Annotated in this window: 13 protein-coding genes and 1 pseudogene; 4 read left to right on the top strand and 10 right to left on the bottom strand. The window is 66.8% G+C overall.

The window, feature by feature from the left end; translation table 11 throughout:
* Nucleotides 1-38: 38 nt before the first annotated feature.
* Together BMY35_RS29825 and BMY35_RS29830 are read right to left on the bottom strand one after the other, a co-directional pair.
* Nucleotides 39-617 carry a DJ-1/PfpI family protein gene (locus BMY35_RS29825; protein ID WP_093206613.1) on the bottom strand — a complete coding sequence of 193 codons (579 nt, stop codon included), beginning with the start codon at nucleotides 615-617 and terminating at the stop codon, nucleotides 39-41.
* A 136-nt stretch (nucleotides 618-753) separates the two neighbouring features.
* Nucleotides 754-1,212 (bottom strand): hypothetical protein, encoded by a 459-nt coding sequence (locus tag BMY35_RS29830; RefSeq protein ID WP_093206614.1) that lies wholly within the window; start codon nucleotides 1,210-1,212, stop codon nucleotides 754-756.
* Between the two features lie 294 nt (nucleotides 1,213-1,506).
* On the opposite strand from BMY35_RS29830, the gene BMY35_RS29835 reads away from it, so the two are divergent.
* Nucleotides 1,507-1,923, top strand: a complete 417-nt coding sequence (locus BMY35_RS29835) for a hypothetical protein (RefSeq protein ID WP_093206615.1) — start codon at nucleotides 1,507-1,509, stop codon at nucleotides 1,921-1,923.
* Between the two features lie 40 nt (nucleotides 1,924-1,963).
* Here BMY35_RS29835 and BMY35_RS29840 read toward each other — a convergent pair whose 3' ends face one another.
* A complete protein-coding gene (locus BMY35_RS29840; RefSeq protein WP_093206616.1) occupies nucleotides 1,964-2,476 on the bottom strand; it encodes a DinB family protein in 513 nt (170 codons plus the stop codon).
* Nucleotides 2,477-2,588: 112 nt separating this feature from the next.
* Here BMY35_RS29840 and BMY35_RS29845 point away from each other — a divergent pair, with 112 nt between their 5' ends.
* Together BMY35_RS29845 and BMY35_RS29850 are read left to right on the top strand one after the other, a co-directional pair.
* A complete protein-coding gene (locus BMY35_RS29845; RefSeq protein ID WP_093206617.1) occupies nucleotides 2,589-3,224 on the top strand; it encodes a TetR/AcrR family transcriptional regulator in 636 nt (211 codons plus the stop codon).
* An 83-nt stretch (nucleotides 3,225-3,307) separates the two neighbouring features.
* A complete protein-coding gene (locus BMY35_RS29850; protein WP_093206618.1) occupies nucleotides 3,308-3,670 on the top strand; it encodes a hypothetical protein in 363 nt (120 codons plus the stop codon).
* Between the two features lie 23 nt (nucleotides 3,671-3,693).
* Here BMY35_RS29850 and BMY35_RS29855 read toward each other — a convergent pair whose 3' ends face one another.
* From BMY35_RS29855 to rtcR, 7 genes and pseudogenes are all read right to left on the bottom strand, one after another.
* Nucleotides 3,694-3,960 (bottom strand): hypothetical protein, encoded by a 267-nt coding sequence (locus tag BMY35_RS29855; RefSeq protein WP_256230017.1) that lies wholly within the window; start codon nucleotides 3,958-3,960, stop codon nucleotides 3,694-3,696.
* A gap of 95 nt (nucleotides 3,961-4,055) precedes the next feature.
* Entirely contained in the window at nucleotides 4,056-4,994 is a 939-nt protein-coding gene (locus BMY35_RS29860; protein WP_093206619.1) for a bifunctional Delta(1)-pyrroline-2-carboxylate/Delta(1)-piperideine-2-carboxylate reductase, read from the bottom strand.
* A gap of 11 nt (nucleotides 4,995-5,005) precedes the next feature.
* Nucleotides 5,006-5,824: an alpha/beta hydrolase gene (locus tag BMY35_RS29865; RefSeq protein WP_240652171.1), complete on the bottom strand. Its 819-nt coding sequence runs from the start codon at nucleotides 5,822-5,824 to the stop codon at nucleotides 5,006-5,008.
* A gap of 38 nt (nucleotides 5,825-5,862) precedes the next feature.
* Entirely contained in the window at nucleotides 5,863-6,441 is a 579-nt protein-coding gene (locus tag BMY35_RS29870; protein ID WP_093206621.1) for a 3'-5' exonuclease family protein, read from the bottom strand.
* Nucleotides 6,442-6,445: 4 nt separating this feature from the next.
* Complete coding sequence (locus BMY35_RS38405; RefSeq protein WP_177213745.1) at nucleotides 6,446-6,775, bottom strand: low molecular weight protein tyrosine phosphatase family protein; 330 nt, start codon at nucleotides 6,773-6,775, stop codon at nucleotides 6,446-6,448.
* 66 nt (nucleotides 6,776-6,841) lie between these two features.
* Nucleotides 6,842-7,306, bottom strand: a pseudogene (locus BMY35_RS38410) (2'-5' RNA ligase family protein); the annotation flags it as partial.
* A gap of 16 nt (nucleotides 7,307-7,322) precedes the next feature.
* Complete coding sequence (rtcR, locus tag BMY35_RS29880) at nucleotides 7,323-8,930, bottom strand: RNA repair transcriptional activator RtcR (protein ID WP_093206623.1); 1,608 nt, start codon at nucleotides 8,928-8,930, stop codon at nucleotides 7,323-7,325.
* 215 nt (nucleotides 8,931-9,145) lie between these two features.
* Here rtcR and BMY35_RS29885 point away from each other — a divergent pair, with 215 nt between their 5' ends.
* Nucleotides 9,146-10,699, top strand: a complete 1,554-nt coding sequence (locus BMY35_RS29885; RefSeq protein WP_093206624.1) for a TROVE domain-containing protein — start codon at nucleotides 9,146-9,148, stop codon at nucleotides 10,697-10,699.
* Nucleotides 10,700-11,237: the final 538 nt, after the last annotated feature.

Raw genomic sequence — 11,237 nt, forward strand, 5'->3', positions numbered from 1 at the left:
AGGGCGACGCGCGCACTGTAGCGCCGCCCGCCCGGATTTCAATGCTCGATGCGCGTGCCCAGCACCGCCAGGAACTGCGAGAGCCACGCCGGATGCGCGGGCCACGCGGGCGCGGTGACCAGGTTGCGGTCGGTCACGGCCTGGTCGACCGGAATGCCCATGTACTCGGCACCCGCCAGTTCCACCTCGACCTGGCAAGCGGGGTAGGCCGACACCTTGCGACCCTTCAGCAGGCCGGTGGCCGCGAGCAGCTGCGCGCCGTGGCACACCGCGGCGAGCGGCTTGTCGGCGGCCAGGAAGTGCCGCGCGATCTCGACCACGCGGCTGTTCATGCGCAGGTATTCGGGCGCGCGGCCGCCGGGAATGACCAGCGCGTCGTAGGCCTCGGGGCGCACGTCGGCGAAGTTGGCGTTCAGCGTGAAGCGGTGGCCCGGCTTCTCGCTGTAGGTCTGCGCGCCCTCGAAGTCGTGGATGGCGGTGTGCACCCAGTCGCCGGCCTTCTTGTCGGGCGCCACGGCGTGGACCGTGTGGCCCACGGCCAGCAGTGCCTGGAAGGGCACCATGGTTTCGTAGTCTTCGGCGTAGTCGCCGCAGAGCATCAGGATCTTGCGCGCCATGTCTCTTGTCTCCTTCGAACGAGGTTGGAATGCGGACCGGCCCGTAGGGGCGCGGGCCGTCGCCGCATTATTCGAAGGGGCAGGGCGCAGCGGGTAGCAGCCGGCTGTGACTTCGGCCTTGCACGATGCAGTGGCCTCAGATGATCGTTGCGCTCACGCCGCGCGCCACCGCGGGTGCGATGCCGGCGTAGAAGAAGCCCAGGTCGTCTTCGGGGCCGTTGGTGGCTCGTCCGCGCACCTTGCCCATCACGCACACGCCGACCTGCGAATCGCCCTGGCCGATGACGAGCACGAAGGGGTTGTCCTCGTCGCCGCGCAGGTAGCGCCCGCCGAACTCGCGGCGCGCGACCTCGAAGACGTAGGCCGATGCAAGGAAGTGGAGATCGTCCGGCAGGGGCGCCTGCTGCTTGAAGAAGTCGTCGAGTACGCGGTCGACCAGCGGCAGCGAGGCCGACGTGTAGTCCAGCCGCGAGCCGTCGATGGGCGCGCCGGGTTGCGAGAAGGCTCCGACGAAGTCTTCGGCCTGCGAGGCCATGCCCTCTTCGAGCGTTGCGGGCATGGCGGGTTTCTTCTTCAGGAAGTCGAACAGTCCCATGGTTGCGGTTTTCCCCTCGTTCGTCGGATGTTTCGTTGGGTGCGATCGGGCCGAAGCCGGGCGACTGTCTCAGAACCCGGGTCCTGTGCGCAAGCGCGAAGCGCTTCGGCGGGGCAAGTGACGCCGTTCTGGTTAACAGAAGTTCGCAGAGGTTGCATGGCGCGGCGAAGAGCCGGGCCGCGCCGCGGGGGCGTCATTGACCTGCCTTTTGCCCTGAATAGCCTCGTTCAGGGTTTTCCCGCATCCCCGTGGAAGCCTCATCCGGACCGACAACTCACAGAAAAGACCCGAATCATGAAGACCTCCCGACTCGCCCTTGCCGCGGCACTCGCCGTGCTCTCCCTCGCTTCCGCCCACGCCCAGCAACGCACCCGCGAAGCCGTCGAAGCCGAAGCCATCGCCGCCGCTCACGCCAAGGACCAGAACGTCACGCGCGGTTCGCGCGGCGCCGATCCGTTCACGTCCACGGCCGATTCCGAAGCCATGTACAAGCAGGCCGTCGAGACGGCCCACGCACCCAACCAGAACGTGACGCGCGGCTCGCGTGGCGCCGACCCGTTCACCTCCAGCCGCGACCCGGCGCAGGTCTACCAGGAAGCCATGGCCACCGCCGCGGCGCCCGATCAAAACGTGACCAGCGGCTCGCGCGTCAACAGCAAGGTCATCTCGACCATGCAGAACCCGGTGCTGCAGTCGGCACAGGGCAAGTAAGCCGGCGGATCTTCCTGAGCCTGGCCTAAAAGCGCCGCCGCTACGCGCCCTGCGTGCGGCGTGCTGGCTCGGCCTGGTGCAGGTAGCCGGTGAAGGTGTCGGGCGGCGACGAGCCCGTGAGGCGGGTCATGATCCGTCCGACCTCTCCCCGGTGATAGCCCGCGTGCGCCACCACGTGGCCCAGCATTTCCTCGCGCGACATCCGTCCTGGCGCCCCGTCGGTGAAGGTGAATTCGATGCTTTCCTCGAGCTCTTGCGGGCTCAGCCGCGAGACGTAGTCGAGATACCAGCGATCGGTTTCCCGCACCGCATCGGCCAGCGCTTCCAGCGGCGGCGGCTCGGGTGCGCCGGTGGCTGTGAAGGCGTGCGCCGTGCGCTGCACGTTCGCCACGAAGATGCGGTCGACGATGGCCGCATGGTTGAAGACGCGCAGTGCCGTGCGGTAGTCGTCGGGCGGGGCTTTCCCGGCAAGATCGGCCAGGCCTGCCAGCAATCCTTCGTCGGCCCAGGCCTTGTAGCGGAACAGCGAGGCCAGAAGCGTCTGCGTACTCATCACAATCTCCCCCTTGAACGATGAAACGGGCACTGCGCGTGCGTGCGGTCCGGTCCTATTCTTGAGTGGAGCTCCGATCTTGGGTACTCGCATTCCCCCACAGCGCAGGACCATGCGCAAGGCGCCCAGCCAGCGGCGTTCGCGCGTCACGGTGGACGTGATCATCGAGGCCGCAACTCGCGTTCTGGCGCGTCGGGGATGGGCACGTTTCACCACCAACGAGATCGCGGCGGTCGCCGGCGTCAGCGTCGGTTCGCTCTACCAGTACTTCCCGGACAAGCTCGCCATTGCCGAGGCCATCAGGGAGCGCCATCTCGCCGAGGTGCTCGTGGCGCTGTCCGACCCGGAGGAGGAAGCAGAAGACGGCGACGAAGCTGTCTCGCTCGACCGGCGGGTGGAGCGCTTCGTCGACGGCGTCATCGCCGCCCACTCGGTCGACCAGGCCTTGCACCGCGTGCTGGTCGACGAAGTGCCGCTTGTCGCTCGCTCCAGCTATCCGGAGTTCGAGGCGGAATACCAGCGGCGCTATCGGGCGCTGGTCGCATCGAGCTCGCACGCGGGCCGGGCCGGCCGTGACGGCGACGACAGCAGCAGCGAAGACGAGACGGTTGCTCGCATGCTCTCCTCCGCAGTCGAAGGGGTCGTCCATGCGGCGGCGCGTCGTGGCGACCTGGGCTTGCCCGTGCTCAGGAGCGAGCTCGTCAGGCTGATCGTGGCCTATCTGCGCGATCGCCGGCACGCAGGCTGAGGGCGCTCCGGAGTGGACAGCACGCCCTGTCCCTGACCACAATGCCCGCCGAGTTTCTTCACTCGTCCTGAAAGGTCATCGCAATGAAAAAAATGCTCGTGCCGGTCGGTCTGGCCCTGGCTCAGATGATGGTCGTGTCGGTGGCATCCGCGCAGTCTTCGGGCGAAGCGGACCCGGCTCAAGGAAAGGCGCGGCCCACGGCGCCCACCACCAGGGCGGAGCGCGCGGAGGCGCGCAAGGAGCGCCGCGTGGACGGCGCCGCGGCGGCACGCGGGCCGCAGATGCAGGAAGGTGAAGTCCGCGCGACCACAGCGCCAAAGATGTCGAGGGAAGAACGCCGCGCCGCCGCGGCCAAGCGCCGTGCGGCGAACCGCGAGGCGATGAAGGCGGGCCAGCTGCCGCGCGGCGGCAGCAACGACGCGCCGGAAAAGCAGAAGAAGCCCTGAAGAACGCCCGGCCTGCCGGGTTCTCAGGCGTAGGCCTTGGCCGAGCGAAGCTGCAGCAGGGCCAGCATCCTCGCCTCCTCCGCGTCGCGCAGGCTCTTGGCGGCGCGGCTGGCGGCGTACGTCACGTAGAGCGTGTCGACGGCCTTCTGCCAACACTGGATCGTCTGATACGCGCTGTTGGCATCCCCCGGCCTGGCCGGCACGGTGTATCCGGCCTTGCGCAGGATGTTGGCTTTGTGTTCGGTACTGAGCATGTTGTGACCCCCCGAGTCGATGGTGTCAGGTGCCACGGTACGCTCGTTGCGTCCTGTGCGCTATTAGCTACACGACGTATCCAGATGTAGGAAAACCCTACCCTGGAGGGGTGAAAACTAGGCCATAAGGATTAGCCGATGTCGCTTGACTGCCACACCAGCGTGGCGGCGGTGAGGTCTTCGAGGGCGCTGCCGACGGCCTTGAAAACCGTGCGTCCGGCCTCGTTCGGACGGCCGGGCTGCTCTGAACGGCACAGCGTGGCGAGCGTGCCCCGGACATCCTCGGCGCGCAGCGTGCCGGCCGCCATCGCGTCGAGCAGGTCGCCGGATTTCTGCAATGCCTCTTCGGTGTCGATGCAGACATGCGCGCCCGCGAAGCATTGCACGTCCGCCTCGCGCATTGCGGGCGTGAAGCTGCCGATCAGGTCCAGGTGCGAGCCCGGCGCCAGCCATGCGCCGCGCACCAGTGGCGCGGTGGCCAATGTGGCGCAGCTCACGATGTCGGCTTCTCGCACGGCGGCTTCCAGGTCGGTGGCGGCCCGGGCGTTCCAGCCCTCGGCGCGCCACTGCGCCGCCAAGGCCTCGGCGCCTTCAGGCCGATGGTTCCACACCCACAGCTCGTCGATGGGCCGCACGCTCGCATGCGCGGCCGGCAGCATGCGCGCGATGCGGCCGGTGCCCAGCACCAGCAGCCGGCGCGAATCCTGCCGCGCCAGGAAGGATGCGCCCAGCGCCGATGCCGCGGCCGTGCGGCGCGCGGTGATCTCGTTGCCGTCCATCATCGCCAGCGGCACGCCGGTGCGGGCGTCGTACAGCACGTAGGTCGCATGCAGGCCGGGCAGGCCCTGCGCGCTGTTGCCGGGGAAGATGTTGATGGTCTTGATGCCGAGGAAGCCCGCGTCGCTCCACGCCGGCATGATGAGCACGGTGCCCTTGCTCCCGGCGGCTTCGATGGCGTGCACGTGGCGCGGCGGCACCCGGGCTTCGGCCGCGAAGGCCGCGCGCAATGCGGGCACCAGCCGATCGAAACCGAGCGGTGCGCGGGTGGCGGCTTCGTCGAAATGGTTCATGGCTGTGGTCGTCACTGCTGCATCGGATGCTGTGCCGACTCGAAGAACTCGGTCAGCGCCTTGCGGTAGGCGGCGCCGTAGCGCAGGGCCGTCATCGGCTCGAGGTGGCCGGCGCCCGGCACTTCGATCAACCGCCTGGGCTCGCGCGCCTCGGCCAGTAGGCGCTTCGAATGCGCGAGCGGAATCACCTGGTCGGCCGTGCCGTGGATCAGCAGCAGCGGAATGGGCGCCACGGCAGCCACGTACTTCGACGCCGCGTACTCGTCACTCACCAGCAGGCCGGCGCCCTTGAGCTTGTCGTTCGCGATCGACGAATAGGAATAGAAGGTCGACTCGATGGCCGCCGCCTTCACGCCCGCGCGGTTGCCCGCGCCAACCACCGCGATGGCGTTGGTGCCGCCCAGGCTCTGCCCGAAGACGAACAGCCGCTCGGGGTCGACGTCGCCGCGCGAGCGCACGTAGTTCAGCGCGGCGTTGGAGTCCTCGAACACGCCCTTGGGCTCCGGCTTTCCTTCGGACTGGCCGTAGCCGCGGTAGTCGAACACGAACACGTTGTAGTCGCGCTTCGGAAGCCAGGCCACGAAGCGCCAGTGCGTGCTCATGTTCTGCGCGTTGCCGTGGAAGTGCACCACCGTGCCCTTGGCCTCCTTCGGGTTCTGGCGGTTCTCCGCGGGCAGGAACCAGCCGCTGAGGCGCGTGCCGTCGGCGCTCGCGAACTGCACGCTCTCGTAGCGCATGCCCAGCGCGTCGGGCGTTTCGTAGCGCACGTTGTCGGGGTAATAGAACATCGACTGCACGCAGCCGCCCAGCATGAGCGGCAAGGCGCACATCGCCAGTCTTCCGAACCAACGAGGCACCGCGCCGCCCTTCATGCGGGCTTTCCGCCGGCAGATGCCGCGCGGTTTTCCGCGAGCATGTTGCAAAAGAGCGCGCCCTGTTCGATGGCATCGTCGAGCGCCAGGTGCGTGTGCGGCAGCCCGGCATCGAACCAGCGACGGGGCATGGCGCGCTTGGTGCTGTCGCGGTAGTCGAGCTTCAGCATCGCCATCGCGAACGACTTCACGTCGAGCGCCGAGTGGCTGAACGGGCTCTCGCCCGCGAAGCGCATCAGGTACCAGTAGACGAAGAGAAAGTCGAAGCCCGCCGGGTACGCGACGAACACCGGCCGCGCATTCAGGCCCTTGAGCCAGCTCACGTAGTTCTTCATGGCGTGGGCCGGCTCCTGCAGGTCGGTGCGGCAGGCGGCCCAGGCCTCGGGCTGGGTCTTCCACCATGCGGCGGTCTTGGGGTCGGCCTCCGCGCCGGGCAGCGTGTGCAGGTTGGCGCTGAAGGTGGAGACGAGCTGCTTGTCGGCCGTGTAGGCGGCCGAGCCGAAGCTGAGCATCGAGTTCGGGCCCGGGATGGGGCCGTCGGACTCGACGTCGGTGCTTATGTAGATTTCTGACATGGGTTCAATCGATTTCGAGGATGGACCCGACCGAGCGTTGGAGTTCTTCTATCAGTTCCGGGTCCATGTATTTGTATTCGTCGGGAATGTCGAGCACGTGGACCGGCTTGTGCGCCAGCATCCGCGAGAACTCGGCCATCAGCCTCGACTTGTGCTTCTCTTCCATCACGAGGATCACGTCGGCCCATTCGATGTCGTCAATGGAGACCCTGTGCCGCGCATTCGGGCTGGTGCCGGCCGAGCGCGCGGAGACCAGCGGATGCCGGCGCCAGAGCTGTTCCGCCGTCGGGCTGCGCCATTGGTTGCGACTGCAGATGAAGAGGACATTGCGCATGGGTCGTTCGGGGGCTCGGGGCAGCTGGAAGACATGCATGTCACGCCAGTTGCCCGATGAGTTCTCCATCAGCGTGACTTCCGTGCATGCCGCGCGCACGGCGCCCGATGCGATCAGGCGCGACTGGAGCTCGATGGCAGCCGCATCCGCGTCGGCCGCACTGCCGTGCGCCACCGAAAGATGCGGAACGACGCTGTCGTGCTCACCGCCATACGGCGGAAATTCGGGAAACGCTTCCGCCAGCGCCAGGGTCATCTCGATGAAGGGTGCGGCCGGCTCCGGCGCAAGGTAGGCGGTTTCGGGAAAGCGTCCGACCTCGCGCAGGGCGAAGTCGAACGCCGGCGTCCGGCTCAGTGCCTGCTGCGCGCGTTGCAGCACTTCGGCGCCGATCAGCGCCGGGTCCATGAAGGGAACGAGCACTGTGATGTGAGCCGGCACTCCCTGCACTGCCGTCGCGTCGTAGCGATGGCGCAGGTCTGCGACCAGGTGCTCGGCTGCGGGGACTTTCACTGCGAATGCGGAAATGGCCATCGCGGCGGAGGATAGCTCAGGCGTCCGCTATCCGGCCCCATTCCAGGCCGTGCTTGACGAGGTACTTGCGCAGCCGGTCGGCGTCGTTCACCACGCTGCGCTGCGCGCGCGAAGCCTGGAAGAGCTGGCGGCCGGCGTCGGACAGGCTGCGCGACTGCCGGCAGACGCGCACCACCGCCTCGAGCTGCAGGCGGTCGAACAGGTCGAGGGCCGATGCGCGCTCCTCGCCGAGCAGTGCGTCGAGGTCGACGTCGCTGCTGGTTGCGGGTGCGGTGCCCGCGTGCTTCCACAGCCAGCGCAACCGCGCGATCTCGGCTTCCACAAGCGCCACCGGAATGCGTCCGCCGTCGGCCAGCGTGGCCAGCCGCGTCACGCTGGCCGAGAGGTCGCGGAAGTTGCCGCTCCAGATCGCCTCGCCGCTTTGCGCGAATCGCAGGTAGGCGGCGCGCGCCTCGGCGTTGAAGCGCACCACCCGGTTGTTCTCGGCGGCGTGGATGGCCAGCAGGTGGTCGACGTTGGGCTCGATGTCCTCCGGCCGCTGCGCGAGGCCAGGCAGGTCGTAGGTCCAGAGGTTGATGCGCGCGAACAGGTCTTCGCGGAAGCGGCCTTCGGCCACGTCGCTGCGCAGGTCGCGGTTCGTGCCGGCGATCAGCTGGAAGTCGCTCTCCACTTCCTTGTCGGCGCCCACGGGGAAGAAGCGTTTCTCCTCGATGGCCTTCAGAAGCATCGCCTGCTCGTCGAGACCGAGCTCGCCGATCTCGTCGAGGAAGAGGGCGCCCTGGTGTGCGGTGCGCAGCAGGCCCGCGCGATCGGCCGCGGCGCCGGTGAAAGAGCCCTTCTTGTGGCCGAAGAGCGTCGATGCCGCGCCATCGCCGCGCAGCGTCGCGCAGTTCACTTCGACGAACGGGCCCGTCATCTGGTGGCGCGACTGCTTCAGCTCGAACATGCGCCGCGCCAGGAAGGACTTGCCCGCGCCCGTCGGACCCACCAGCAGGATCGGCGCGCGAGAGCGCACGGCCACGCGCTCGATCTCGTCGATCAGCGCATTGAAGCGTGCGTTGCGCGTGGCGATGCCGCTCTTCAGGAACGCGACCGCGTCGCGCTGCTCCGCGTCGAAGCGCCGCGCGATCACGTCGTAGCGCGAGAGGTCGAGGTCGATCAGCGTGCACTTGCCGGCTTCGCCTTCGCGCTGCTTCTTCGGCGGCGAGGTCTGCGCCAGCACGCCTGGCACCACGCGCGATTCGGACAGCAGGAACATGCAGATCTGCGCGACGTGCGTGCCGGTGGTGATGTGCGTCCAGTACTGCTCGCGCTCGGTGTCGAAGCTGTAGCCGCGCGCCCAGTCGTACAGGCGGGTGTAGACCTCGCCGAAGTCCCACGGGTCCGCGAGGTCCAGCGGCACGAGGTTGACCGTGGTCTCGGGCGAAACGGTGGCGATGTCGGCCTTCACCACCTCGGCCAGCGCCTTGTGCCGCACCGTGTAGAGCAGCTCCATGCGCGAGACGACCATGTCCTCGTGCTGCGCGAGCGAGACGGTGGGGCGCCACTTGTTCCAGCGGCCCGCGCCCTGGCCGGCGTCGAGCTGGGTGCCGAGGAAGCCGATAACGATGATCGATTTTTTCATCTGCTGGATAAATGGCTATCCAAAATTATAAGAAACATATGTGATTTGAAGGCTCGGCGACAACGATCGGAACGCTTGAATTTCTAAAAATCCAATCAAATCAATGGCTTGAGAGATCTGCCGCTCATCGGGCGGAGAACTGGCACACCCGTTGCAATAAGGATCGCAACTCAAGAAAACGACTGAACAAAAAGAACCGAACAAGGAGAAGTCACATGGCCAACCTTCAGCTCTTCCAAACGCTGCGCGGTGCCCTGCAACCTGCAGCAGATGCGCGCAACGAAGCCGGTGGCGCCGCCTACTCGCTGTCGCCCAAGCACCGCCTGGCACAACTCGCAGCCACCGGTTGCCTGAACAACACGTTCTATGCGCAAGCGCAGGATCAACTCGACGCCGTTCTGGCCCTGGCCCGCGAAGTCGACCCGGTGTTCGTGGCCAAGACGGCCGTGTACGCCCGCCGCGCAGGCCACATGAAGGACATGCCGGCGCTGCTGGCCGCCACGCTGGCAGTGCGCGACGTGACGCTGCTCGCCAAGGTGTTCGGCCGCGTGGTCGATAACGGCAAGATGCTGCGCAACTTCGTGCAGATGCTGCGTTCCGGCGCGGTGGGCCGCAAGTCGCTCGGTACGCGTCCGAAGAAGCTCGTGCAGCAATGGCTGCTGGAGGCGACGGAGGCTCAACTGCTGAATGCCGCCGTGGGTAACGCGCCGTCGCTGGCCGACGTGGTGAAGATGGTTCACCCGAAGCCCGCCGAGGCCTGGCGTGCCGCATGGTTCGCATGGCTGATCGATCGTCCGTATGCGCTGGAGGCGCTGCCTCCGGTAACGCAGGCCTTCGAGCGCTTCAAGCGCGACCGTTCGGCCGAGGTGCCCGACGTGCCATTCCAGATGCTGACCGCGCTGGAACTGGATGTGCAGGCATGGGCGCGGATCGCCGAGCGGGGTTCGTGGCAGATGGTGCGTCAGAACCTGAACACCTTTGCTCGCCACGGCGTGTTCGCACTGCCGGGCCTCGCTGAAGCGGTGGCCGCCAAGCTGCGTGACCCGCAGGCGGTGACCAAGGCCCGCGTGCTGCCGTACCAGTTGCTGGCGGCCTACACCGCAACCGGTACCGAGGTGCCGCACGTGGTGAAGGAAGCGCTGCAGGACGCGATGGAGCTCGCGCTGGCCAACGTGCCGGTGTTCGAGGGCCGCGTGGTGGTGTGCCCCGACGTGTCGGGCTCGATGAGCTCGCCTGTGACGGGTCACCGCGGCTCGGCGACCACCGCGGTGCGCTGCATCGACGTGGCTGCGCTGGTGGCTGCCGCCGTGCTGCGCCGCAATGCGGATGCGCGTGTGCTGCCCTTCGAGACGAAGGTGGTTTCGCTCGAGCTGAATCCCCGTGATTCGGTGATGACCAACGCGGCCAAGCTGGCAGCGGTGGGCGGTGGCGGTACCTCGTGCAGCGCGCCGCTGGCGTTGCTGAACCGAGAGAAGGCGCAGGCCGATCTGGTGGTGCTGGTGTCGGACAACGAATCGTGGGCCGACCCCGCACGTGGCCGCGGTACCGCGACCATGCAGGAATGGGCGACGTTCAAGAAGCGCAACCCGAAGGCGCGGATGGTGTGTATCGACATCCAGCCCTATGCGACCACCCAGGCGCAGGAGCGTGACGATGTGCTGAACATCGGTGGCTTCAGCGACGAAGTGTTCAAGCTGCTGGCGGTGTATGCCGCGGGAGGCCTGGGCGCCGACCACTGGGTGGGTGTGATCGAGGAAACCTCGATCTGAAAGAGAGGAGGGTGCCGCGGGCTCGGCTCGTGGCACCACCCGAGAAATTGATTGATTGATGTCGTCGTCCGGCGAATGCAGATGTGAGTACATCCAACCATGTTTCCCTCACATCGATCGTTTGTCGCCGGACGGGGACAGAGAGTTGAAGTGCGAATGCAGGCAGGACTACATCTGGTGTGACCAGGGTTCGAATCCCGGCGCCGGTTCTCCGGCGTGGTCTACGTCTTGCCATCCTTGTCGCACTATTTTTTGCAGCGAATGCTGACGGAACTACAGACTCCTAATCTCGTGGTCGCGGGTTCGAATCCCGCCGGTCGAAAGACCGTAGCTCAGTGGTTAGAGCACGCCGTTTCGTCGATTCTTGTCGCTGTTTTTTGTTTTGAGGTGAATGCAGGCGGGTTTACAGGTAAGAGCGTCATGGTCTTGGCCATGAAGGTCCCGGGTCCGAGTCCCGGTCTGTCTAGGCAGATAGCTCAGTTCACGACCCGTCGCTCCTGGTCACCTCTTTTTTGTTTCGGGCACGCAGGCACAGAAG

This window comes from Variovorax sp. YR750, from assembly GCF_900109805.1.
GTDB lineage: Bacteria > Pseudomonadota > Gammaproteobacteria > Burkholderiales > Burkholderiaceae_C > Variovorax > Variovorax gossypii.